General features: G+C 54.4%; 28 protein-coding genes. 14 read left to right on the top strand and 14 right to left on the bottom strand.

What is annotated here, in order from left to right; genetic code table 11:
• From ffh to QZ197_RS01495, 3 genes are all read right to left on the bottom strand, one after another.
• On the bottom strand, positions 1-1,126 hold a 1,126-nt coding region (gene ffh / locus QZ197_RS01505), incomplete at its 3' end, for a signal recognition particle protein (protein ID WP_296429454.1).
• A gap of 202 nt (positions 1,127-1,328) precedes the next feature.
• A complete protein-coding gene (locus tag QZ197_RS01500) occupies positions 1,329-1,688 on the bottom strand; it encodes a hypothetical protein (protein WP_296429453.1) in 360 nt (119 codons plus the stop codon).
• A 36-nt stretch (positions 1,689-1,724) separates the two neighbouring features.
• The gene (locus QZ197_RS01495) at positions 1,725-2,264 is read right to left on the bottom strand and encodes an NAD(P)H-dependent oxidoreductase (protein WP_296429451.1); all 540 of its coding nucleotides are present in this window, start codon (positions 2,262-2,264) and stop codon (positions 1,725-1,727) included.
• Positions 2,265-2,367: 103 nt separating this feature from the next.
• On the opposite strand from QZ197_RS01495, the gene QZ197_RS01490 reads away from it, so the two are divergent.
• Positions 2,368-3,246 carry a LysR family transcriptional regulator gene (locus QZ197_RS01490; RefSeq protein WP_296429450.1) on the top strand — a complete coding sequence of 293 codons (879 nt, stop codon included), beginning with the start codon at positions 2,368-2,370 and terminating at the stop codon, positions 3,244-3,246.
• Here QZ197_RS01490 and QZ197_RS01485 read toward each other — a convergent pair.
• The gene (locus QZ197_RS01485; RefSeq protein WP_296429449.1) at positions 3,243-3,563 is read right to left on the bottom strand and encodes a metalloregulator ArsR/SmtB family transcription factor; all 321 of its coding nucleotides are present in this window, start codon (positions 3,561-3,563) and stop codon (positions 3,243-3,245) included. The two genes, QZ197_RS01490 and QZ197_RS01485, sit on opposite strands and share 4 nt — an antisense overlap.
• Before the next feature lie 207 nt (positions 3,564-3,770).
• Here QZ197_RS01485 and QZ197_RS01480 point away from each other — a divergent pair, with 207 nt between their 5' ends.
• The 5 genes from QZ197_RS01480 (at position 3,771) to QZ197_RS01460 (ending at position 6,321) form a co-directional block, all read left to right on the top strand.
• A complete protein-coding gene (locus QZ197_RS01480; protein WP_296429448.1) occupies positions 3,771-4,103 on the top strand; it encodes an AtpZ/AtpI family protein in 333 nt (110 codons plus the stop codon).
• Positions 4,096-4,842 (top strand): F0F1 ATP synthase subunit A, encoded by a 747-nt coding sequence (locus QZ197_RS01475; RefSeq protein ID WP_296429447.1) that lies wholly within the window; start codon positions 4,096-4,098, stop codon positions 4,840-4,842. The genes QZ197_RS01480 and QZ197_RS01475 overlap by 8 nt, the downstream gene beginning before the upstream one ends.
• Positions 4,843-4,902: 60 nt before the next feature.
• The gene (locus QZ197_RS01470) at positions 4,903-5,127 is read left to right on the top strand and encodes a F0F1 ATP synthase subunit C (RefSeq protein WP_296429445.1); all 225 of its coding nucleotides are present in this window, start codon (positions 4,903-4,905) and stop codon (positions 5,125-5,127) included.
• Between the two features lie 81 nt (positions 5,128-5,208).
• Positions 5,209-5,757 carry a F0F1 ATP synthase subunit B' gene (locus tag QZ197_RS01465; protein ID WP_296429444.1) on the top strand — a complete coding sequence of 183 codons (549 nt, stop codon included), beginning with the start codon at positions 5,209-5,211 and terminating at the stop codon, positions 5,755-5,757.
• Between the two features lie 3 nt (positions 5,758-5,760).
• Complete coding sequence (locus tag QZ197_RS01460; protein ID WP_296429443.1) at positions 5,761-6,321, top strand: F0F1 ATP synthase subunit B; 561 nt, start codon at positions 5,761-5,763, stop codon at positions 6,319-6,321.
• A gap of 71 nt (positions 6,322-6,392) precedes the next feature.
• Here QZ197_RS01460 and QZ197_RS01455 read toward each other — a convergent pair whose 3' ends face one another.
• From QZ197_RS01455 to QZ197_RS01445, 3 genes are all read right to left on the bottom strand, one after another.
• Positions 6,393-7,160: an FCD domain-containing protein gene (locus QZ197_RS01455; protein ID WP_296429442.1), complete on the bottom strand. Its 768-nt coding sequence runs from the start codon at positions 7,158-7,160 to the stop codon at positions 6,393-6,395.
• Positions 7,161-7,269: 109 nt separating this feature from the next.
• Positions 7,270-7,926 (bottom strand): OmpA family protein, encoded by a 657-nt coding sequence (locus tag QZ197_RS01450; RefSeq protein WP_296429440.1) that lies wholly within the window; start codon positions 7,924-7,926, stop codon positions 7,270-7,272.
• A 119-nt stretch (positions 7,927-8,045) separates the two neighbouring features.
• Positions 8,046-8,894: a bifunctional helix-turn-helix domain-containing protein/methylated-DNA--[protein]-cysteine S-methyltransferase gene (locus QZ197_RS01445; protein WP_296429438.1), complete on the bottom strand. Its 849-nt coding sequence runs from the start codon at positions 8,892-8,894 to the stop codon at positions 8,046-8,048.
• A 94-nt stretch (positions 8,895-8,988) separates the two neighbouring features.
• On the opposite strand from QZ197_RS01445, the gene nth reads away from it, so the two are divergent.
• Complete coding sequence (nth, locus tag QZ197_RS01440; RefSeq protein ID WP_296429436.1) at positions 8,989-9,633, top strand: endonuclease III; 645 nt, start codon at positions 8,989-8,991, stop codon at positions 9,631-9,633.
• Positions 9,630-10,622, top strand: a complete 993-nt coding sequence (locus tag QZ197_RS01435) for an adenosine kinase (protein WP_296429435.1) — start codon at positions 9,630-9,632, stop codon at positions 10,620-10,622. Before nth ends, QZ197_RS01435 begins: the two co-directional genes overlap by 4 nt.
• Here the strand turns inward: QZ197_RS01435 and QZ197_RS01430 are convergent.
• Together QZ197_RS01430 and QZ197_RS01425 are read right to left on the bottom strand one after the other, a co-directional pair.
• The gene (locus QZ197_RS01430; RefSeq protein WP_296429434.1) at positions 10,600-11,307 is read right to left on the bottom strand and encodes a hypothetical protein; all 708 of its coding nucleotides are present in this window, start codon (positions 11,305-11,307) and stop codon (positions 10,600-10,602) included. The two genes, QZ197_RS01435 and QZ197_RS01430, sit on opposite strands and share 23 nt — an antisense overlap.
• Positions 11,308-11,611: 304 nt before the next feature.
• On the bottom strand, positions 11,612-12,409 hold the full coding sequence (locus QZ197_RS01425) for a sulfotransferase family protein (protein WP_296429459.1): 798 nt from the start codon (positions 12,407-12,409) through the stop codon (positions 11,612-11,614).
• A gap of 154 nt (positions 12,410-12,563) precedes the next feature.
• Here QZ197_RS01425 and QZ197_RS01420 point away from each other — a divergent pair, with 154 nt between their 5' ends.
• Together QZ197_RS01420 and QZ197_RS01415 are read left to right on the top strand one after the other, a co-directional pair.
• A complete protein-coding gene (locus QZ197_RS01420) occupies positions 12,564-14,141 on the top strand; it encodes a DUF5928 domain-containing protein (RefSeq protein ID WP_296429433.1) in 1,578 nt (525 codons plus the stop codon).
• Between the two features lie 8 nt (positions 14,142-14,149).
• Complete coding sequence (locus tag QZ197_RS01415) at positions 14,150-14,512, top strand: HIT domain-containing protein (RefSeq protein ID WP_296429432.1); 363 nt, start codon at positions 14,150-14,152, stop codon at positions 14,510-14,512.
• A gap of 49 nt (positions 14,513-14,561) precedes the next feature.
• Here QZ197_RS01415 and QZ197_RS01410 read toward each other — a convergent pair whose 3' ends face one another.
• A complete protein-coding gene (locus QZ197_RS01410; protein ID WP_296429458.1) occupies positions 14,562-15,491 on the bottom strand; it encodes an ABC transporter ATP-binding protein in 930 nt (309 codons plus the stop codon).
• 86 nt (positions 15,492-15,577) lie between these two features.
• Here QZ197_RS01410 and QZ197_RS01405 point away from each other — a divergent pair, with 86 nt between their 5' ends.
• From QZ197_RS01405 to QZ197_RS01390, 4 genes are all read left to right on the top strand, one after another.
• A complete protein-coding gene (locus tag QZ197_RS01405; protein ID WP_296429431.1) occupies positions 15,578-15,757 on the top strand; it encodes a zinc-finger domain-containing protein in 180 nt (59 codons plus the stop codon).
• Between the two features lie 88 nt (positions 15,758-15,845).
• Positions 15,846-16,757 carry a pirin family protein gene (locus QZ197_RS01400; RefSeq protein ID WP_296429430.1) on the top strand — a complete coding sequence of 304 codons (912 nt, stop codon included), beginning with the start codon at positions 15,846-15,848 and terminating at the stop codon, positions 16,755-16,757.
• Positions 16,758-16,810: 53 nt separating this feature from the next.
• A complete protein-coding gene (gene polA, locus QZ197_RS01395; RefSeq protein WP_296429429.1) occupies positions 16,811-19,603 on the top strand; it encodes a DNA polymerase I in 2,793 nt (930 codons plus the stop codon).
• Positions 19,604-19,643: 40 nt separating this feature from the next.
• Entirely contained in the window at positions 19,644-20,093 is a 450-nt protein-coding gene (locus QZ197_RS01390; RefSeq protein ID WP_296429428.1) for a hypothetical protein, read from the top strand.
• 82 nt (positions 20,094-20,175) lie between these two features.
• Here QZ197_RS01390 and QZ197_RS01385 read toward each other — a convergent pair whose 3' ends face one another.
• The 4 genes from QZ197_RS01385 to QZ197_RS01370 form a co-directional block, all read right to left on the bottom strand.
• The gene (locus QZ197_RS01385; RefSeq protein WP_296429427.1) at positions 20,176-20,643 is read right to left on the bottom strand and encodes an Hsp20 family protein; all 468 of its coding nucleotides are present in this window, start codon (positions 20,641-20,643) and stop codon (positions 20,176-20,178) included.
• A 131-nt stretch (positions 20,644-20,774) separates the two neighbouring features.
• Complete coding sequence (locus tag QZ197_RS01380; protein WP_296429426.1) at positions 20,775-21,599, bottom strand: S1 family peptidase; 825 nt, start codon at positions 21,597-21,599, stop codon at positions 20,775-20,777.
• 39 nt (positions 21,600-21,638) lie between these two features.
• Positions 21,639-22,958 carry a glycolate oxidase subunit GlcF gene (glcF, locus tag QZ197_RS01375; protein WP_296429425.1) on the bottom strand — a complete coding sequence of 440 codons (1,320 nt, stop codon included), beginning with the start codon at positions 22,956-22,958 and terminating at the stop codon, positions 21,639-21,641.
• The gene (locus QZ197_RS01370; RefSeq protein ID WP_296429424.1) at positions 22,958-24,061 is read right to left on the bottom strand and encodes an FAD-binding protein; all 1,104 of its coding nucleotides are present in this window, start codon (positions 24,059-24,061) and stop codon (positions 22,958-22,960) included. The genes glcF and QZ197_RS01370 overlap by 1 nt, the downstream gene beginning before the upstream one ends.
• Between the last annotated feature and the right edge of the window lie 9 nt (positions 24,062-24,070).

The following is a 24,070-nucleotide window of genomic DNA, read 5'->3' as shown; positions in this document are numbered from 1 at the left end:
GTTTCAGAATGCTGTCATCCATGCCGGATGCTGCCATCTGTTTGCTCATCTTTGCTGCACCGGGCATCATTCCCATCATGCCTTCCATGCCGCCCATTTTCATCATCTGCTCAAGCTGCATTTTCAGATCATTCATGTTGAAACGACCTTTTTGAAAGCGCTTCATCATGCGCTCTGCTTGTTCAGCCTCGATGGTTTCTTGCGCTTTTTCGACAAGTGCAACAATGTCGCCCATGCCAAGGATACGGCCCGCGACGCGGTCCGGCTCGAACGTCTCAAGCGCGTCCATCTTTTCGCCAAGACCAACAAAGCGGATCGGCTTGCCGGTGATCGCACGCATTGACAGAGCCGCACCACCGCGACCGTCGCCGTCCATGCGGGTGAGGACCACGCCGGTCACGCCGATTTTGTCGTCGAATTCTTGGGCGACGTTCACGGCGTCTTGGCCGGTCAAGCCGTCCACGACCAGCAGCGTTTCGCGCGGGTTTGCTACGTCGCGAACGGCTGCGGCTTGTGCGATCAATTCTGCGTCAATGTGCAAACGGCCTGCAGTGTCGAGCATGTAGACGTCATAGCCACCAAGGCTCGCTTGAACTTTGGCGCGTTTTGCAATCGCGACTGGGTCTTCGCCTTTGACGATGGGCAGCGTGTCGACGCCAATTTGCAAACCCAAGATCGCCAACTGTTCCATCGCCGCGGGGCGATTGGTGTCAAGCGACGCCATCAGGACGCGCTTGCCTTCTTTTTCCTTCAGCCGCTTGGCCAGCTTGGCGGTCGTGGTGGTTTTACCAGAGCCTTGCAAACCCACCATCAAGATAGGGGCTGGCGGGTTGTCGATTTTGAGCGCACCCGGATCGCTGTCGCCTGTCAGAACATGGCGCAATTCGTCATGGACGATTTTGACGACTTGCTGGCCGGGGGTGACGGATTTCGTAACCGACTGGCCTGTTGCCTTTTCTTGCACGGCTTTAATGAAGTCACGTGCCACTGGCAGCGACACGTCTGCCTCTAGCAGGGCGATGCGGACTTCGCGCAGTGCGGTTTTGACGTCATCATCCGACAGCGCACCTTGCTTGGTAAGCTTGTCAAAGACGCCGGAAAGGCGATCGGATAGATTTTCAAACATTGGCCAAGGCCCTCGTCTCGTTTCGGGTACGACACGTATATATGTACGCGCCGTAAAAAGCAGTAGAGCCCCCGTGGGCGCGACGCGCTGACGGAGGGCGATCCCTATGAATAGGGACCGGAAAGCTGATGCTATCCGGGTGTTAGGAGGCGTTTACGACGTGGAAAGCTGCGAGTCAACAACAGCCGCAGCGAACAAAGCGCTATTTAACAAGGGCGATCAGTTGCGCGCGGTAGGTCCATGCGACCGAGGCCGTACCGACCATCAGCACCAGCATGTGCCAGTAAGGTGGACCAACCCAAATTAGCAAAGCACTAAGTCCTACAATCATTGTCCCAAGTAAAAGGAGCCCTGCAAGACCTTCCCAGCCGCGCCACCAAAGCAGACCTGCGCCCGCGACCTCGATAGATCCGGTGATGTAGCGCGGGAATTGACCAAAGCCGATGGCTTCGTAGATGGCCACGTCTGTGCTGAAACCGCCCAGCTTGCGCAGGCCGAAGTACAGAAATGCTATCGTAAGGGCTGCGCGAAGCGCGTTTATGAGGCGGGATGCAGGTGTCATGCCCAGCACTTAGCGCGCAGGGCATAATGTCCAGCCTTAAGCGGCCAGTTCAGCAACAACATCTTTGGCGGTGTGGATTTCGATGTCATCAATACCAATGAACATGAGTACCTGCTGCAGGTGTGGTGTTGCAAAATCAACCGGAGTGCCGACTGGCACGCCACCGGATGCGACAGCCACGACAGCGCGTTTGCCTTCAAGCAGTCCAACGGGGCCGCCCTCGGTATAGGTGAAAGTCACTTTGGGACGTGCTATCAGGTCGATCCACGCTTTGAGTGCGGCTGGCATACCAAAGTTATACATCGGCATCCCGATCACGATCACGTCAGCGGCTTTGATCTCGGCGATCAGTGCGTCCGACAGGGCCAGCACGTCTTTGTGTTCTTGGGTTTGTAGGTCTTCGGGGATCAAACGTGTTGTGATCCAAGCGGCGTCTACTTGCGGCAGCGGCGTTGCGGCCAAGTCGCGTGTGATAATGCGCGTCGGGTCCAGCCTTGTCAGAAGTTTTGCCGTCGCTTCGCGGCTAACTGAGCCGTCGATGGTACCAGAGGCTTTAATATGTAGAACCGTTGTCATGTGAATGCTCCTTTGCGGTGTTGATCAGGAACTATGCCCTTGCGCTAACGAACGAAATGGTCGATTTTCAACAGCGAGTGTTTGTCAGCGCACAGGATGACCGATGGATAATTGGGACGAAATCAGAACTGCTTTCCAAGTGGCGCGCCGTGGGACCGTGAGTGGCGCCGCAGATGAATTGGGTGTCCACCATGCGACCGTGATCCGCCATATTGATGCGCTAGAGCAGCGCTTGGGCGTGAAGTTGTTTCAACGTCATGCCCGTGGATATACCGCGACTGAGGCAGGGCAGGATTTGTTGCAGGTCGCCCAAGCCACCGATGATCAGTTCACGCAGTTGGCGGGTCGGATCAAAGGGCAGGGCGAAGGTGTATCCGGCGAATTGGTTGTGACGTCTTTGGAAAGCGCGTCGCCGATGCTCACCCCGATTTTGGTGGCGTTCCAAGCAGAGCATCCTGAATTGCGGATCAGATACCGGACGGGGGATCGCTTGTTTCGTTTGGAATATGGCGAGGCACATGTCGCAATTCGTGCGGGTACAATGCCGGAAGAACCCGATAATGTCGTGCAGCCCTTTATGGTTCAAAAGATGGCGCTTGTGGCGTCAGAAAATTATGTCGCGCGCCACGGCATGCCGGCGCATGAGGACGACTTGAAAAACCACTTTTTCGTGGGGCACGACAATGCCCAAAGCCGCGCACCTTTTGCGCGGTGGCTGCGCGATTTAGTCCCCGATGAAGCATTCGTTTTTCGCACGACCGATAACCGCAACATGCAAGATGCGATATTGGCAGGTGCCGGGATAGGATTTGTGACATCTCAGGAGCTAGCCCGTAATCCCGCATTGACCGAAGTCATCGCCAATCGCGAAGAATGGTCGGCGCCGCTTTGGATCGTGACACATGTAGATTTGCACCGGACGACGAAGGTACAAACTTTCCTGCGGTTCTTGAAGGAAAGCATCAAGCAGATGGACTGCTAGTCAAGCTCTTGGGACAAGAACGCCTCGAACGCATCTAGATCGACAGGTTCCATCTGACCAAACGCTTGCATCCAAACCGAGGCGGACCGCAATGCGTCTGGATCAAGCTTGCACCATTTCACCCGCCCACGTTTTTCCTGGCTGATTAGTTTCGCGGCAGACAACACGCCCAAATGCTTGGAAATTGCGGCCAGCGACACCTTGAAAGGTTCGGCCACGTCCGTGACGGCCATGTCGTCTTCAAGCAACATCGCCAAAATCGCCCGACGGGTCGGGTCGGCCAAAGCAGAGAAGACTTGATCAAGTTGCGCAGTCATACTTGCGATTAAGCGGGCGGGGCGGGAAACGTCAACCACTTGGTTGAATATCGAATTAGGGGTTTCCCACACGAAACAGGGCGAATTTACCTAATCACTAATACATCAAGCCATTGATTTTAATTGAATAAATGTGGTGAAACGTGTTCTTGACTCTAATGTGGTCCCGCCATAAACCACTCGCAACCTTCCGAGGGGACGAAACTGATGTCTGATCCGCATGTCGCTGACCGCCTAAAGGCGCTTGAAGCGAAGATTGCAGCGCTCAAAGCGCCGACAGAGGTAAAGCACCATTCGGAAGAACATTATTCGCAGGCGCAACTTGCATGGCGGATGGTGATAGAGCTGGTGGCCGGTCTTGGGATCGGCTTTGGCATCGGATACGGGCTGGATACCTTGTTTGGGACCATGCCAATTTTTCTGGTGCTGTTTATATTCCTGGGTCTCGCGGCTGGTGTTAAAACCATGATGCGGTCGGCTAAAGAAGTGCAAAGAAAGCAGCTTGAAGCTGCCAAACAAGAGGGCGACGCGCGTGGCTGAAGAAAAAACAGGTGGTCTAGTATTTCACCCATTGGATCAGTTTATCGTCAAACCACTGTTTGGTGATGGTGCGGTCAGCTGGTATACGCCAACAAACGTGACCCTTTGGTTGGGCATCGCCCTTTTGTGCATCGTTGCACTGTTTGCCATCGGCAGCCGCGGCCGGGCAATCGTTCCAACCCGCGTTCAGTCGCTGGGCGAACTGGCTTACGGCTTTATCTACAAGATGGTCGAAGACGTTTGCGGCAAAGACGGCGTCAAATACTTCCCGTACATTATGACACTGTTCGTGTTCATTCTGTTCTCGAACTACCTTGCGCTGATCCCGATGTCCTATTCGCCAACATCGATGATTGCGATCACCGCGATCCTTGGTTTTGGGGTATTCTTCGCGGTTACGATCCTTGGCTTTGTGCTGAACGGCCCTGCATTCCTTGGGCTGTTCTGGATGAAAGACGCGCCAGCGATCTTGCGCCCGATCATCGCAGTTATCGAAGTTATCTCGTATTTCGTGCGCCCTGTTAGCCACTCCATTCGTTTGGCGGGTAACATCATGGCGGGTCACGCCGTTCTAAAAGTGTTCGCGGGCTTTGCTGCCCTGACGCTTGTTAGCCCGGTTGCAATCGTTGGTATCGTTGCCATCTACGGTCTCGAAATTCTGGTCTGTGGTATTCAGGCCTATGTCTTCACAATCCTGACGTGCGTTTATTTGAAAGACGCGCTTCATCCCGCTCACTAAAGGTTTGGCGGGGATTATCCTCGCCGTACGTCCCAACTTCCAATCGTAAGGAGAATTCACATGGAAGGCGAACTCGCACACATCGGCGCTGGTCTGGCTGCAATCGGTTCCGGCGCTGCCGCAATCGGTGTTGGTACAGTTGCTGGCAACTACTTGGCTGGCGCACTGCGCAACCCATCTGCCGCTGCTGGTCAAACAGCAACATTGTTCATTGGTCTGGCATTCGCCGAAGCACTGGGGATCTTCGCGTTCCTCGTCGCGCTTCTGCTGATGTTCGCAGTCTAAGAACGACCCATATCCTTACGGCTGATCGGCGCGGAGACTTCTGCGTCGATCAGTAAAACATCAAGGTATTCGGGGGCCATCATGGCAACAGAAACACACGACACCGTCGCAGGCGTTTGCGTAGATGCAGGGGGCTCTGCCCTTGGTATGCCGCAACTTTGCGCGGATTGGATGCCAAACCAGATTTTCTGGTTGTTGGTCACTCTGATCGCAATTTACTTTGTGATGTCACGCATCGCACTGCCCCGCATTGGTGCGGTTCTGGCAGAGCGTTCCGGCACAATCACAAATGATATTGCTGCAGCTGAAGAGCTGAAGAATAAAGCGGCCGAAGCCGAAGCTGCCTATGACCAGGCACTTTTGGATGCCCGCGCTGAAGCACAAAAGATAGTGAATGCAGCAAAAGCAGAAATGCAGGTTGCACTGGATGTCGAGCTTCAGAAAGCCGACGCGCAGATCGCTGCAAAGACAGCCGAAAGCGAGGCTGCCATTGGCGAAATCCGCGCCGGTTCTGTGAAAAGCGTAACTGCTGTCGCCAAAGACACTGCCAAAGCATTGGTTGTAGCACTGGGCGGTACGGCGGACGCAAAGACAATCACCGCTGCGGTGACCGCACGGATGAAAGGGTAAACCATGAGAATTCTACTCACATCCCTTTTTGCACTTGCCGCTAGCCCTGCGCTGGCTGCTGGTGACAAGCCGTTCTTTTCACTGGCGAACACCGACTTTGTTGTCACAATCGCTTTCGCGCTCTTTATTGGCATCTTGCTTTACTACAAGGTCCCCGGCCTTGTGGGCGGTATGCTGGACAAGCGTGCTGACAGCATCAAAGCAGAACTAGACGAAGCCAAAGCATTGCGCGAAGAAGCGCAGTCGTTGCTGGCCACTTATGAGCGTAAGCAAAAAGAAGTGCACGAGCAGGCCGTTCGTATCGTCGCTGCCGCCAAAGAAGAGGCGACAAACGCTGCCGCTGCCGCAAAAGAAGATATCGCACGGTCGATTACGCGCCGTCTTGCTGCGGCTGAAGATCAGATCGCAAGCGCCGAGGCATCTGCCATCAAGGACGTCCGCGATCAGGCTATTCTTGTGGCCGTCGCAGTCGCGAAAGACGTTATTGCAAGCCAGATGGATGCGAAAGCTGCTGGCGCGATGATTGATACATCAATCGATACTGTTGGCGAAAAGCTGCATTAACATTTGAATGTTTTGAACTTGTTATAGCCCGATTGCAGTATTTGCAGTCGGGCTTTTTCGTGGGCAACTGTTTAACGGCTGGATTCGTGCTCAAGGCGTCGTTGCGCAAAGGCTTCGTTATTGTCGGCCTTTTGCTGCTCTGACAGGGCTGTCTCTACAAAGTCGAGATGCTGTTCGATAGCAGCGCGCGCGCCCGCTGGATCGCGCGCTTGCAACGCTATGTTGATGGTGCGGTGTTGTTCCAACAGCGCGTCCCGCGTCATACGTTGCTTGAACATGATTGTGCGGTTATAGAACACGCCCTCACGCAGCAATTCATACATTGACCGCATCATGTGCAGCATGATGACGTTGTGGCTGGCTTCAATGATCGACAGATGAAAATTGGCATCAAGATGGGCCTCGTCTGCGGGGTTCCGCTTTTGATGGGCCGCTTCCATTTTTTCAAAAATCGTGTTGATGACTTTGAGATCGGTATCGCTTGCTATGCGCGCCGCGCGTTCTGCGGCCAAGCCCTCCATGTCGCGGCGAAAGCTGATGTAATCAAAGACCGCTTTGTCATGCGTCGAAAACAATTTGACCAAAGCTGGTGCAAAGGCAGAGCCTAGCACGTCGGCCACATAGACACCCGCGCCTGCCTTGGAAGTCAGCAGGCCACGTTCTTGCAAGTCACCAAGCGCTTCGCGCAAAGACGGACGCGAGACGCTCATGCGTTCGCTCAATTCGCGCTCCGAGGGGAGGCGTTCACCGGGGCGCAGGATGCCACGCAGGATCAATCCCTCGATTTGACGGATCACACCGTGCGACAGTTTCTCTTGCTGGACTGGTTCAAAGGGCATTCAATTTCCACATATTATTGGTAAAATTATATGACCAACATGGGGTGTCCACAACAAGAAAGGGGCCGCATGGCTGCGACCCCTTCATTTGGCAATCAGTGATGATCGCTTAGTTTGGTGTGATGATGATCTCAACACGGCGGTTCATCTGACGGCCAGAGGCATTCAGGTTCGATGCGATCGGCTGGTTTTCACCTGCGCCAATGGCACGGACGCGAGAATTGGCAACGCCACCGTTTAGCAAGATACCGGCGACGGCTTGTGCGCGGCGCTCCGACAGACCTTGGTTGAATGACGCGTCGCCCACGTTATCCGTATGGCCGATGACGTTCACAGTCGTGTTGGGGTAGCGGTTCAGCGAATTCGCCACAGTCAGCAATTCGTTCTGCGATGTACCAGAGACGGTCGTACTGTTGGTTGCGAACAGCAGGTCTTGGCTTAGGATCACAACAAGGTTGCTACCGTTGTTGGACACGCCCACGTCACTGCGTAGCGAGCGGCGCAATTCTTCGGCTTGCTTGTCGAGGTTGTTGCCAATTGCGGCACCGGCACCGGCCCCCAACAGAGCGCCCGCCAAAGCCGCCTGATTGCGGCCACGGGTGTCGTCATTGCGGTTTGCAATTGCGCCAATTGCAGCACCACCCAAAGCACCAAGGATAGCACCTTGTTGTGTGTTCTGGCTTTGGTTTGGTCCGTTAGCGTCACAAGCTGCAACAAACGTCATTGCAGATGCGGCAAGAACAAGAGGGAATTTTCTAAAAGTCATGGTTATGATTCCATTTGATATGGGTGCGCATGTCGCGCAGGCTTCATACCTCTTTCTATAAACCTTTGCGCAGTGTTATCCAATATCGTGCCGACAATAGGTCAACTTCCGCCCAATCATCACACCTGAGGTGACTGCGCGTCTACGCGCGCAGATTCCCACGCCAGCATCGCCCGCTTGACGGGCAGCCCCCAGTGATACCCGCCCAGTGCACCCGACTTGCGCAGGGCACGGTGGCAAGGGATCAGCCAACTTACCGGATTGCGCCCGACAGCGGTTCCAACGGCACGCACGGCTTTGGGTTTCCCGATGGATTGCGCGATTTCGGAATAGGTTGTGACATGCCCCGAAGGTATGGTTAACAGTGCTTCCCACACCTGAAGCTGGAAGGGTGCGCCGATCATGTGCAACTGGGTTTCGCCCGTCATACCAAGGGCGGCTGTTGCCCAATCGCGCAACCGGCTGGGATCTTCGATAAACGTCGCTTTTGGCCAGCGTGATTTCAGGTCTGTCATTGCGGGTTCTGGACCGGCCTCTGCAGCGAATGCCAATCCGCAGATGCCACGTGTGGTGCCCATCACTAAAGCCGGGCCAAAATGGCTTTCGAACCAGCCCCAATAAATCGCGAGTCCGGCGCCGTCGCGCGCATAGTCACCGGGGCTCATTGCTTCCCAGCGCACGAAAAGATCGTGCAGACGCCCGCTGCCTGAAAGGCCAACAGCATGGGCTGTGTCCAGCGTGGTAAAGCGGTCGCGGAGCAGGGTTTTCGCGTGCGCGAGGGTTAGATATTGCTGATAGCGTTTTGGCGACACACCGACCCACGACGAAAAAAGCCGCTGAAAATGTGCAGGGCTCATGTTCATATCCGCGGCCAGATCGGCCAAAGTCATTGGGCTGTCACCTGCGGCATCGATTGCCTCGATTGCGCGGCGCATCACTTGGTAATGATATGTTTCTTTTTGTTCCATAAGGTGAACTTAGGGGGTCGTCGCGCACCGCGCGACCCGAAAATTGCGCATCTGGCGCTTGCCCCCTTTGGTGCATAAGGGCATACCCGTTTTCATGGCAAAACAGCTTGATTATCATACGGTCCGCGAGATCTTTGAACGGTTCCGGGCTGCAGAGGCCGAACCAAAGGGCGAGCTTGAGCATGTGAATGTTTACACGCTTGTCGTCGCGGTCGCCCTGTCGGCGCAAGCGACCGATGCGGGCGTGAACAAAGCCACACGCGCACTGTTCAAAATCGCTGACACGCCGCAAAAAATGCTCGATCTGGGGCTTGAGGGTGTGACAGACCACATCAAGACTATCGGACTGTTCCGCCAAAAAGCGAAAAACGTCATCAAGATGAGCCAGCTTTTGGTGGATGAATACGGTGGCGAGGTTCCTAATTCCCGCGCTGCGCTACAGTCGTTACCCGGTGTTGGCCGCAAAACTGCGAATGTGGTTCTGAATATGTGGTGGGGTCAGCCCGCACAGGCAGTCGATACGCATATTTTCCGTTTTGGAAACCGCAGTGGTGTTGCGCCCGGAAAAGATGTCGACGCGGTAGAACGCGCGATCGAAGACCATGTGCCTGCTGATTTTCAGCTTCATGCGCATCACTGGATGATCTTGCATGGCCGCTACGTTTGCGTTGCGCGAAAACCTAAATGCGCGGCCTGTTTGGTCCGCGACCTATGTATGTTTGAGGATAAAAACCTATGAAAAAATTTCAGGTTGTCGGCATCGGCAATGCGATGGTGGATGTCTTGGCACGTGCCGAAGATGCGTTTCTGGCTGAGGCAGGCGTGCAAAAAGGCATCATGCAGCTGATCGATATGGACCGGGCGGTTAATCTGTATTCCCGTGTTGGTCCTGCCAAAGAAATCAGTGGTGGGTCTGCGGCCAACACAATTGCAGGCGTTGCGCATTTGGGTGGGCGGACAGCCTACGTTGGCAAGGTCAAAGACGACCAGCTTGGCGCGATTTTCGCGCACGACCTGCGCGCCCAAGGGGCTGTTTATGAAACCACCCTCGCGCCCAAGTCGGAAGAAGCTGAAACCGGCCGCTGCATTGTGATCGTCACGCCCGACGGGGAGCGGTCGATGAACACCTATCTTGGGGTGACAGAGTTTTTGTCGCCAGACGACATTGATACGGACCAGATGGCGGAGGCCGAATGGATTTATCTTGAGGGCTACCGCTTTGACGGGCCTGACAGTAAAGCCGCTTTTGCCAAAGCGATTGATGCTTGCAAGGGTGCTGGCGGACGTGTGTCGATTACGCTGTCTGATCCGTTTTGCATTGAGCGCCACCGCGATGCGTTCCGCGATATGGTCCGCGATCACGTTGACCTGCTGTTCTGCAACCGCGCTGAAATGCTGTCGATGTACCAGACAGAAGACTTCGACGGTGCATTAGCGCAAGCCGCGTCTGATGTGGCCATCGTTGCTTGCACGGACAGTGAACACGGCGTGCATATCTTGGCAGAAGGCCAGCGCTGGCATGTTCCCGCTGTGCCGACTGATATCGTAGACGCGACTGGCGCGGGTGATCTGTTCGCGGGGGCGTTCCTTTGGGGGCTTAGCAATGGTCACGATTTGGAAGTTTGCGGAAAGATGGGCAACCTCGCCGCATCCGAGGTGATCAGCCACATCGGGGCACGTCCCGAAGCCGACCTTAAAGCGATCTTTAAAGCGCAGGGACTGCTGTAAGCCAAAGCGCATCCAGCGCGTCAATCGCGCTAGCGTCAAATCTGCCTTCTTCTTTCCAGTACTTGCCGGACGGGACGTAGTAGTCGAGCGTTGCCTCTTGGGCGAGGGCATTGTCAATTGCTTGCACGTGCATTGGACATGGCAGTGTCGTGGCCAAGTCTTCAATCTTGGAACGCGGGAAAACCAACCGGCTGGGATCGGTTGATAGGTTGACCATTGCACAGCCTTGGCGCGCGGCCAGCGCTATAAGGCGGGCCGATTTAGCTTCGAGTGATCGCAAGGTAACATCTTGCCTGAGTGGGTCAGCGGTTCCTTGGCCATAAAAATGGGTCTTGCTGGCGTTATCATAAACCATGTCACAGCCCATCACTGCGATGACCTTTGGCTTTAGCGCGGCCAAGGCCCAATAGCATGCCGTGAATGCCATAGTTCCGCCCGCATAGACAAAACCACCATAATTGTTTTGCAAGGGAACATAGTCCGATGCGCGAATAATCCGTTGATGACGTGCTAAAACCAGTGGCATCCGGGCCAGAGGAAAATCATCTGGGTGAATAAGATCATCCCAATCAGGACGCACTGCCCATGCGTTGTTGATGGCAACAATGCGGTCGAACGGATCGCGCTGCCAGTCACGGCTAGCAACAACGTTTGGACCACTTCCTAAGATCAAAACCACTGACACGTGCTACGTCCCTCGTTTGCTTGCTATTTCAAGGAACTAACGCGGTCGTTGTGACTGTCGAGGCAAAAGGAACTTTAATGCCTCCGGCGGGGATATTTAGGCTCGGAAGAATAGCGGAATCCACCGCTGTTGGCACTCAGGCGCAACAGCGGTTTCTTCGTCGACGGCCATCGGCATCCCTGCCTGTGCCGCAGTTATTCATATCTAACGCTGGTTAATCGTTCGTAAATCCGACTTCTTCCGAGCCTAAATATCCTCGGGGGAGAGGCCGTAGGCCGAGGGGGCAGACAGCCCCCTTGCGGCTTTAATGACCAAGTTTTGCGTGAACCTCATCAAGGTCGATGTCACCGATGGGCATTTTATTGGCCGGATTTTCAAAGTCATATTTGAAGATACGGAAGTCCTTTTTATACATCTCATAGACAAGATGCATCGACAGGTCATCGAAATAGTCGGCCACTGGATGCGCGCGCTTTGGTCCATGTCCTTCGCTTTCGTTGAAGCGCGGGATTGTAGCAAGATCTATGGGATGGGCTGTTTGAGTATTGTCGAGCACGTCTTGCATGCCTGTATTGAAATCTTCGGTCCAGAAAATTTTGTCATATCGCCCGCCGTTCACGATGAACGTCGAGATATGGCCGGACATAGCTGACCAATGGATGTCTGGTTCCATCGGGCGACGCCAACGGATGGTGTCGCGGGCGAATAGCAGAAAGCGACGGAAACTCTCGATTTGGTCGAACTCGAACCCGTTGTCCGGATCACCCACTTCAATACCGTATTTTTGGACCAGAAGCGGGACAAGGTTGCCGCGATAGTATTTGCCGTTGCGCTGAATACCACAAATCTTGTCAAAAAACGACGACAATATCCGCGTGTAAGGGTTGCGGACACAGGTGAATGTATAGCTCGAATGGTCGCGGACGTTTTTGCCGATCAGCGGCTGGCTTTTGTCGATGGCCCATTTGTGGATATCCGTCTTGGCGTCATGGATGTCGCCGTCAAAAAAACGCCCGTGATCTGAATAGTACATGATCTGCCCAATCGAAGAGCACGCGCATTTGGGCACTACGCGGTACACCATGCTTTCGCTTTTGGTCATCCATGTTCCCGGAAAACTCGCCACGCTATTACCCTCGTTGTCGACCGCTCTGGCCTTTGCCCAATTAAGACCAAAGAAACACTGTAACTTCAATGTCTGTTCGCGCTATGTCAATCATAGCGGCAACCCGTGTGAACAAGGCCTTGAGCATCCAATGGCAAGAATAGCCTTTATTCTATTGTGTCATAAGAACCCTGCGGCGATCGTGACGCAGGCCAATCAGTTGACGGCCGCAGGCGACTATATTGCTATCCACTTCGATGCCTCTGCTTCGGCAGACGACTACCGTACTATTCAAGACGGGTTGTCCGGCAACCCAAATGTTGTCTTTGCCAAGCGCCGCGTTAAATGTGGTTGGGGTGAATGGAGCCTTGTTCAAGCGACATTAAACGCAGTTGAAGCCGCGACGGACGCATTTGCCCGCGCTACCCACTTCTATATGGTTTCCGGCGATTGTATGCCGATCAAATCGGCAAAGTTCGCCCATCAGATGTTGGATCACAACGATGTGGATTACATCGAGAGTTACGACTTTTTTGATAGCAACTGGATCAAAACGGGTTTCCGCCAAGAACGCTTGATCTACCGCCATTATTTCAATGAACGGACGCAGAAATGGCGCTTTTACGCAGCCTTGGGGTTTCAGGAAAAGCTCAAGATTACACTGCAGATCCCAAGCGATCTGCAAGTCATGATTGGCAGTCAATGGTGGTGCTTGCGACGCCAAACGATTGAGGCCGTGCTTGCTTTTACCGTCGAGCGCCGCGATGTCATGCGGTTCTTTAAGACAACATGGATTCCCGATGAGACGTTTTTCCAGACGCTTGTCCGTCATCTGGTCCCCGGCCGTGAGATCGAAAACCGCACGCTGACATTCTTGATGTTCTCTGACTACGGAATGCCGGTCACGTTTTATAATGATCACCACGATCTTCTCTTGGGGCAAAACGGATTATTTGCCCGCAAGATCAGCGTCGAAGCACAGGCGTTGCGCGAGAATTTGGGCGCCCTTTATGCCAGTCAGCGGATGGCATTCGATATCTCGGACGAAGGGCGGAACCTCTTTTCTTTTTTAACCGAACGTGGCCGTGTCGGACGCCGCTTTGGTCCACGGTTTTGGGAGCGTGATACAAAGCTGGGGCGTGACCGAGAGTTAATGATCATAGCTTGCAAGCAATGGCATGTGGCCAAGCGTTTGGTCGCAGCAATCAATGCGCAGACGAATGTGCCTGCATTGGAATACCTGTTTAACGAGGATCACTCTACGCTCCCTGATCTGGGGGGGATTGAGACATCATTGCGTAAGCGCAGCAGGCATCGTCGTGCCTTGATGCGGATGTTGTTTAGTCATTATGGCAGCGACCGATTGGTGATTTGTCTTGATACAGCGAGCCTTGATTTGATGTCCGATTTCCACGAGGATCGCGCAACTGTCAGGCTGCTTGAAATTGAATGCAGTTTTGATGACGACTACCTTGTCGGGCATGCCAAACGCGTGGGTCTTGCAGGTGAACAGACCAGCGAAGATACAATCGCGCGCCTTTTGCCGACGATCTACAATGATATGATTTATGAACGTGAAGCGATCCGCGACGCGGAGTTTGCAGATGCTGCCCGCATGCGTGAAACGGCCAGTGTGGACGAAAATGCTGCGGCTTTGGTTAAGTTTTTGGGGGTCTCGCCCGAAGTTGCACTGACGCTTGCACAGACCCCCCATCTTTTTGTTGATTGAGGAACCCGATGGAATTTATTTACGACGATCAGAACATTTTTGCCAAAATCCTGCGCGGTGAAATTCCGAACAGGACAGTCTACGAGAACGATTTTGCATTGGCATTCGAGGACATCGCGCCCCAAGCTCCGGTGCATGTTTTGGTCATTCCCAAAGGTGCCTATATGAGTTTGGACCACTTTGCCCGTGATGCATCTGCAGAAGAGCAAGCTGGGTTTTTCCAAGCGGTTGCAGAGGTTTGCCGTATTTCAGGTCTAGTGGACGGCTTTCGCGGCGTGTCCAATACGCGGGTGCACGGCGTGCAAGATGTGCCGCATTATCACATGCATATTTTGGGCGGTCGTCCTTTGGGGCGCATGTTGGCAGATTAAACTGCGCTGCCTCAGGCGGAAGTTTATCTTGGAAAAAGAAGTTGGGGCGTTAGCGGCCTGACGTCAGCGATAAGAAGACGTCTTCGAGGTGGGCTTCTTGGGTTTTGACGTCTTTGATTGTGATGCCGGCGTCGCGTACCAATGACAAAACTTGATCTGCGGGCGTGACACCCGTTTGGTAGGTAAAGCTCAGCGTGCCGTCCGCCTGTTTTTTGCCCGTGATCGTGTCTGGCAGGGCGGGCATTTCGGCGTCTGCATCAGGTGTAATCACCAGCGTTTTACTGTCGAGACGGCCCAGCAAGTTTTTGGTGCTGTCGCGGATGATGACTTCACCGTGGTTGATGATCGCGATGTCGTCGCACATCTCTTCGGCTTCTTCGAGGTAGTGGGTCGTCAGAATGATCGTCATACCGCCCTCGTTCAACTTGCGCACATTCTGCCACAGCAGATTACGCAATTCGATGTCGACACCAGCAGTGGGTTCGTCAAGCACAAGGATTTGGGGCGAGTGTACAAGTGCCTTGCCCAGCAAAAGTCGTCTGCGCATGCCTCCGGACAAAGACCTTGCGTAGGCATTCGCTTTGTCGGTCAAGCCGATGAGTTCAAGGATTTCGGCTGTCTTGCGCTGTGATTTGGGCACGCCATACAGTCCAGCTTGCACATCGAGGGATCCGGCAGGGGTAAAGAACGGGTCAAGATGCGGTTCTTGCGGCATGATCCCGATGGCGGCGCGGGATTGGCGCGGGTTTTTGTCTTGGTCAAACCCCCAAATTTTCACGCTTCCGGCAGTTTTGACGACGAGACCGGCCAAGATATTGATGAGTGTAGATTTTCCCGCGCCATTTGGCCCTAGCAAGCCAAAGATCGATCCGCGCGGAATGTTCAGGTCGATGCCCTTTAGCGCTTCTTTTGCTTCGCTGCGTTTAGTCGCCGCATAGGTCTTTTTTAGCCCCTGAATTTCTATCGCATTGTCGGTCATGCCGTCTTTCCCCCGTGCCGCACCTGCGGTATGTTCACCCTCATCTAAGCTGGGCACTGGCCCACGGCAACCAGACAGGGGAAATCATGTCCACACCCGCACCCGAGACAAAGATCGTTCATGAGTGGCGCGTGGCCTGTGATGGCGGCGGCGGCGCGTTGGGTCATCCGCGTGTCTGGCTGCAAATTCCTAGTGAGCATGGCTGGATTGAATGCCCCTATTGTGATGCCAAGTTGGTGCACAAGGATTTTGAAGGCAAAGTCTAACACGTCCGCACACAGATTGTTCGCTGCTGCGCGTTTTCGCACAGCACTGCCTGCGCTATATGCTTCTTAACCAGTTAAGGAGCATGTCATGACATTCCGCCCAGTCACCCAAACAACCCACGCCCAACCCACGATGGAGGGCGCTGGCGTGCATTTGCACCGCGTCTTTGGCTTTGGTGATCCCTCGCAAAGCGATCCATTCTTGTTGCTGGATGATTTCCGCAACGATATTCCCGAACATTACGAGCGCGGATTTCCCTGGCATCCGCACCGCGGGATCGAGACGATTACCTACGTTCTTGAGGGCGAAGTCGAACATGGCGATTCGCTGGGCAATCACGGGACATTGGGTGCCGGATCTGTACAGTGGATGACCTCTGGGTCGGGTATTTTGCATCAAGAAATGCCAAAGGGAAATGCGGCCGGTCAGATGCATGGGTTCCAGCTTTGGGCTAATCTGCCGTCTTCTTTGAAAATGACTGCACCTCGCTATCAAGATATCGCAGGTGGCGATGTCCCCGAGATCATCGATGATGACGGGACCCGGGTGAAGATAATCACGGGTAAATTCTGGGGCAAAACTGGGCCCGTGGACGGGATCGCGGCAGATCCCCTGTATCTCGACGTATCGATCCCGCCAAATGGCCGCAAAACCTTGCCGGTGGATACCCGTGCCAACGCTTTTGCTTATGTCTTTTCAGGGGCCGGAAGCTTTGTTGATGCAGCTAATCCGATTGGGGTCCGCGTCGAAAAAGAAGTCGCGGGTCAAGAATTGAATATTCGCGATATGACTGGAAACCGCACGTTGGTGCGATTTGGCAATGGCGACGAAGTCACCGTGCAGGCTGGCCCCGAAGGTGTGCGTTTCCTGTTGGTCGCTGGCCGCCCTATTCAGGAACCTGTCGCATGGCACGGCCCGATTGTGATGAATACGCAGGCCGAGTTACGCCAAGCGATGAAAGACCTGCAAAACGGGACCTTCATTCAGGCCGCGCACTAGACCGGGGTGGCCCCCGCGTATAGGTGTTGGAAACGCATCTTAGGGGGTCCACCATGGCGTTCGGCAAAGGCTGTCATCTGCATCTGATCGACGGATCAGCGTTTATTTTTCGGGCCTATCACGCGCTGCCCCCGCTAACGCGCAAGTCTGACGGCTTGCCTGTGGGTGCGGTCAGCGGCTTTGTAAATATGCTGCAGCGCTATATTGACGGCAACAATGGCGAGGGTGCAGCGACGCATGTTGCCGTGATTTTCGACAAGGGCAGTCATACGTTTCGCAACGACATGTATGACCAGTACAAAGCCAACCGCGATGCAATGCCCGAGGATTTGCGCCCACAAATGCCGCTAACCCGTGTGGCCACAAAGGCGTTCAACATCGCTTGCGAAGAAGTTGAAGGCTTTGAAGCTGACGACATCATTGCCACGCTCGCACACCAAGGTCGTAATGCGGGTGGACGCGTGACGATTGTATCGTCCGACAAGGACTTGATGCAGTTGGTTGGTGACGGAGTTGATATGCTCGACCCGATGAAGAACAAGCTCATTGATAGTGAAGGCGTGGTCGAGAAATTTGGCGTGCGCCCAGACCGAGTTGTCGATGTACAGGCCCTTGCGGGCGATTCCGTCGATAACGTGCCTGGTGCGCCCGGAATTGGGATTAAAACGGCGGCTTTATTGATCAATGAATACGGCGATCTTGAAACGTTGTTGGACCGCGCAAGCGAGATCAAGCAACCTAAACGCCGCGAGTCACTGATTGATAACCGTGCCCAGATCGAGCTGTCTAAGCGCCTTGTGCAGCTTGATTGTGATATGAAGCTAGACTTTACGCTTGATGACCTTGAAGTTCGTGACCCTGACCCAGAAGTTTTGCTGGGGTTCCTTGCCGAAATGGAATTCCGCACGGTGACCAAGCGGATCGCGGACAAGCTAGGCATTAAGGCGCCCGAGATTGAGATCGCGGCATCGGTGGCCGATGTCGCCGCTCCAGAGGCGGTGGATTTCACTCCAGACAATTACGAATGCGTACGTGATGCCGCTGCTTTGCAGGTGTGGATCAACCGCATCCGCGAACGTGGTTATGTGGCCGTTGATACCGAAACCACTGGCCTGAATGATATGACCGCCGATTTGGTCGGGATTTCGCTTTGTGTTGAGGCGGGGCAGGCCTGCTACATCCCTTTGATCCACAAATCGGCATCCTCTGATGACTTGTTCGGATCTGATGATCTGGCCGAGGGGCAAATGAATTTCGCGGAGTGTCTGGCGCTGCTAAAACCTGTTCTTGAAGACCCTGCGATCATCAAAATCGGGCAAAACATGAAGTATGACGCCAAGATTCTTGCGCGTCAGGATGTGACCGTTGATCCGATCGATGACACGATGTTGATGTCTTATGCGATGAATGCAGGACTGCATAATCATGGCATGGATACGCTGTCGCAGGAATATCTGGGCCATACACCGATCCCGATCAAACCGCTGCTTGGCGTAGGGAAATCGGCCATCACCTTTGACCGTGTACCGATTGATGAGGCTGTGAAATATGCGGCAGAAGACGCCGATATCACGCTACGCCTTTGGCAGAAATTCAAACCGCTGTTGCATGTGAACCGCGTGACGACCGTGTACGAGACGATGGAGCGTCCGTTGGTGCCTGTGCTTGCGCAGATGGAACGCAACGGCATCAAGGTAGACCGCGATACATTGAGCCGGATGTCGAATGCGTTTGCCCAAAAAATGGCAGGGCTAGAGGCGGAAATTCAGGAAATGGCGGGGCGGCCATTTAACGTCGGATCGCCCAAGCAACTGGGCGAAATTCTGTTTGACGAAATGGGTCTGCCCGGCGGGAAAAAAGGCAAGACGGGTGCCTATGCGACAGGTGCGGATATTCTTGAAGACCTTGCAACTGAACACGAATTGCCTGGCCGCGTATTGGATTGGCGGCAGTTAGCAAAGCTGAAATCAACCTACACAGACGCGCTTCAGGAACACATCAATCCGGATACTGGCCGCGTTCACACATCTTATTCTATTGCGGGCGCGAACACGGGACGGCTGGCATCGACCGACCCCAATTTGCAGAACATTCCTGTCCGCTCCGAGGAAGGGCGGCGCATTCGCGAGGCGTTCATTGCAGACGAAGGTAAAGTCATTGTTAGCCTTGATTATAGCCAGATCGAGTTGCGCATCTTGGCGCATGTCGCGGGCATTGACGCGCTGAAACAGGCGTTTTTAGACGGTATCGACATCCACGCCATGACCGCGTCAGAGATGTTCGGCGTACCATTGGGCGAGATGACACCGGACGTGCGCCGTCAGGCCAAGGCCATCAACTTTGGTGTGATCTATGGCATTTCCGGCTTTGGTCTGGCCCGCAACCTACGCATTCCGCGCGGCGAAGCGCAGGGGTTTATTGACCGTTATTTCGAACGCTTCCCCGGCATTCGCAAATATATGGATGACACTGTCGCTTTTGCGAAAGAGCATAAATATGTGGAGACGTTGTTTGGTCGTAGGATCAACACGCCACAGATTGATGCGAAAGGCCCGCAAGCCGGTTTCGCCAAACGTGCGGCCATCAACGCGCCGATCCAAGGAACGGCGGCTGATGTGATCCGGCGCGCAATGATCCGTATGCCTGCGGCGATAGCGGGCATACCCGCCAAGATGTTGCTACAGGTCCACGATGAACTGATCTTTGAGGTCGAAGAAGGCGCGGTTGATACACTGATTGATGCTGCGCGTGAGGTCATGGAAAACGCAAGCGATCCGGCGGTGAAGCTGGATGTGAAGCTTGCGGTGGATGCAGGGCAGGGTGCGAATTGGGCTGAGGCGCATTAGTGTGTTCGCAAGGTTGCCTGACGCGGGGCAGCAGTCTCAAATGACTGAAGCTCATGAAATAGAAGCAGGCGCGCTTGCTCTGGCGATTTCTTGGGGATACGCCGATTTGTCAGACGCTGTCAGTTGGGCGGATCAGGTAATCATATGCTCAGATACTTTGAGTGACGCGCTGATTGACTTATCCCTTGCCAAGGGTGCTCCTGATGCACTTTCGCATTTGAACATACTGTCAAGGAATGCTGATTTCCGCTCAGTTGTCTTGAAACTGTTTGAACGATTGTCGTCTGTTCAGAGTTTGTCACCCGCCGAAGCATCAAACTTAGCGAAACACCTCTATGTGCTTTCACAAAAAGTGGATGCTCCTGAATTCTTGGCACCATTTGCTTCACACTGGGATGCGATTGATTTAGCAATTTCAGGTGTTTTTGATAGTCCGGAAAAGACAGTTCAAGCATTCTTGGACGATATCATGCGGGTAGCCCAATTATAAGCTTATGATCCAAGCGTTTTGCGCCCAACAAAAAACGCGCCACCCTTTCAGGTGACGCGCTCATTCTCACAACAGTCGAAACTTAGTTAACCGACTTCGCCTCAACCAAATTCGCATCTTTCTTCGTATCCGAAGAAATAGCGATGCGGCGCGGTTTCAGTGCCTCTGGCACTTCGCGGGTCAGGTCTATGTGCAGCATGCCATTTTCGTGGCCCGCTCCGGTGACTTTCACGTGGTCGGCCAAGTGAAAGCGGCGTTCAAACGCGCGGGTCGCGATGCCACGGTGCAGGTAGGTACGTTCTGCCTCGTCAGCGGATTTGCGGCCGGTGACATTCAGGCCACGATCCTTGACTTCGATCGCAAGATCATCGTCAGAGAACCCAGCAACGGCGATGGAAATACGCCATGCGTCGTCGTCTGTTTTCTCGATATTGTAAGGTGGATAGGTCGTCTGGCCGACATCATTGGCAAGGGCGCGATCCATCAGATCAGCAACTTGGTCAAAGCCAACGGTGGCGCGGTAAAGTGGTGTTAGGTCAAATGCACGCATTTGGGTCATCCTTTTCTTAAGCGATAACAATATGTAGCCTTCCCATAGGGGACAGGCCGTTCGACACGGGACCCATCAATGGCATCCCGATGACTGTTATGTGGGAAGGAATTTCGCGTCTTTCAAGAGGGTCAGGGGCGGATGAACTTCGCGCCTGTATCATTGCGTTGACCGCCACCAAGAAAGCGCTGGGTGCCATTCACGCGTGCGGGTCCCAATGTCGCGTAATGTGACAACAGATCACTTAGCGGACCTGCCAGTGACGTGCCCAATGCAACACGCTCTCCATCCAATTGCGCCATCGCGGATACGACAGATGCGATGCGTGTTTCACCGTTCACGACCATAAAGACCGGCGACCCGCTTGAGCCATATTCAACATCGCATGTCATCACAATGACCCCAAGATCATGACCAATTACGCGGCAACTCTCTTGCATGCTCGGCGCGTCAGAACGGCCACGGCCATAAGACACCACCCGCACTTCGTCACCTGCCAACGGGCGCGGGGCGATCTGATATGGGCGTACACGGGTCATCCGAATAGGATGGTTTAGCTCTAGCACTGCAATATCAAGCGCGACGGCCGGGGCCGCTGTCGCGTCTTCTTTGAAACTGTATGCGGGATGAGGAATGGTTCGCGATATGCTGCGTTCTGCCTCTGCGCGCCCGTCGCGCAAACCCGCGCGGAATTCGAACCGCCCGGGATCAATGCGTGTGCCGTCCGTGTCGTAAAGGCAGTGGGCCGCTGTCAGGATCAGCCGTTCGCGGATCAGTGCCGCCGTGCAAAACCCTTTGCCCCGAATATCAAGACGACCAACTGCATCCCAACCTTCGCTGTCTTGCATAGTTTGAAAAGGTACCAGCTCGCTTTGTTGGGCCTGCGCCCCAAAACTCAGGGCGCAAGTGAAAGCGAGACAAAGGCCAAGCCGTTTGAGAGTCAGTCCAATCTTCATCTTGTCAAACTGGCCGACACTTGGGGCAGCATTGTGGCGCTAGCGCAAGATCGGGATTTGCGGCTCACGCTTGCCCGGCGCGGTAAGTGCAGGAGGCTGGGGCCCACCCGTCGCCCAATCCAGCAATTCAACGGTGTGTACAATCGGCACATCCGTTCCGCCACCGATTTGCATCATGCAGCCGATGTTACCAGCCGAGATGATGTCAGGCGTCAGCGCCTCGAGGGTTTGCACTTTGCGCGCCTTTAACTGTTTGGAAATCTCGGGCTGCATCAGATTATATGTTCCCGCTGAACCACAGCACAGATGGCTGTCTGCCGGTTCAAGAACCGTGAACCCAGCCTTTTTCAGCAAGTCCTTAGGAAAGGTCTTGATCTGTTGGCCGTGTTGCAGCGAACAAGCCGCGTGGTAGGCAACTTTGGTGTCCTTATGGTCACCTTCGGGCATATCCAGCTTCATCAAGATCTCAGAGACATCCATCGCGATAGCAGAAACCCGTGCCGCATCAGCGGCCAGCGGATCGTTGCGGAACATATGTCCATAGTCTTTGACGGTTGTGCCGCAACCAGACGTATTGATCACAATGGCCTCTAGACCGCCATTATCGATCTCTTTGCACCACGCCTTGATGTTTTTCGCGGCTGTCGCGTGGCTTTCGTTTTCCTTGCCCATGTGGTGGGTCAACGCGCCACAACAGCCTGCACCTTCGGCCACGACGACTTCGGCACCCAGACGGGTCAGTAAACGGATCGTTGCATCGTTGATATCAGTGTTCAGCGCCTTTTGGGCACAGCCCGTCATAAGCGCCACACGCATGGTTTTGTTTTGCGCCGGAAAGGTCTGCGGATCATCATTGCGGCTGACCGGAGGGATTGTTTTCGGGGCCATTTCCAACATCGCACGCAGGCGGGCATCTGGCATAAAACGGGCAAACGGACGCCCAATTTTGGCACCGAGCAAGGCCACACGAAACCGCATCGGATAAGGTAAAATTCGCGCCAGAACCCAACGCAATGCGCGGTCAGAAAAGGGGCGGTCATAGTTCTTTTCGATATAGGCACGGGCATGATCGACCAGATGCATATAGTGGACGCCAGACGGGCAGGTCGTCATGCAAGCAAGGCAGGACAGGCAGCGGTCAATATGTTTAACCGTTTTGGCGTCCGGCTTGCGGTTATTCTCAAGCATGTCCTTGATCAGGTAAATCCGTCCACGCGGGCTGTCGAGTTCATCGCCAAGCACCTGATAGGTTGGGCATGTCGCTGTGCAAAATCCGCAATGCACGCAGGTGCGAAGAATTTCGTTAGACCGTTCAATCGCGGGATCGGTCAGTTGCTCTGGGGTGAATGTGGTTTGCATTAGCTCATGATCCCGGGGTTAAGGATGCCGCGTGGATCGAACTTGGCGCGAATGCCGTTTGTGATCGCTGCAAGGGCAGGGGCTTCTGGTTGGAAAGTTGGCACGTCTGCGGTGCCGCGGATCAATGTGGCGTGGCCATCGAATGGGCCAATCGCTGCGCGCAAATCGCGGCCGCTGTCGGTCATTGCCCAGACCAGTCCACCGCCCCAGTCGTATTGCACGGCTTTGGCATCCATCTTGGCGACAAGTTCGGCGGCGTCAGATGGTTTGACTGATAGGCGCCATACATCTCCATCTTGACCTGCAAAGGCTGCGACATCGCGAACGCCTTGCCATCTGGCTGCGTCGCTAGTTTCAATAGTGGCCTCGCCAAATTTCTTGAGAAGGTCACGCAGTTTTTCGGCGCGATAATTCACGGACTTCTCAAACCCTTCGACACGGATCATCGTCAGCGGATCACCAGTTGGCCCCTTGGGGAAGTGCGCCAAACCTGTGGCCTCGAACGGTGACCCGAGTGCGGCTGCCATGGCGGCAACCGCATCTGCGTCAGAAAGCCCATGCAACAAGACAGAGCCTGTCGTCTCTACTTCTGGCAGAACCTTCAAAGAGATTTCAGTCAAAACACCAAGCGCGCCATACGCACCTGTCATCAACTTGACCAAGTCATAGCCGGTCACGTTCTTCATCACTCGGCCACCGTTTTTGACGATATTGCCCGATCCATCCACAAAACGGACGCCCAGCATAAAGTCACGGCAGGCACCAACAGAAATGCGGCGCGGGCCTGATATATTCGCGGCCGCCAACCCACCCATCGTGGGCGTACCCGTGGTGCCAAGCAAAGCGCGGTGATCCATCGGCTCAAACGCCAAACGCTGATTGTCCTTTGCCAATGCCGCTTCAACCTCCGCCACAGGAGTGCCTGCACCTGCAACGATTGTCAGCGCACCGGGTTCATAAAGGGAAATCCCGCTTATCGCTGATGTGCTTAGCGTCTCGCCGTCACACTTGCCAATCGGACGCGTGCCGCCGCCTTGAATGCGCAAAGGACCATTGGCCCCTTTAATCATCTGGGCCAGTTCTTCTTCGGTCTTGGGGGTCATATCGGGTTT

Source organism: Yoonia sp. (assembly GCF_017854415.1).
Taxonomy (GTDB): Bacteria; Pseudomonadota; Alphaproteobacteria; order Rhodobacterales; family Rhodobacteraceae; genus Yoonia.
This window is presented reverse-complemented; position numbering and strand designations above follow the sequence as displayed.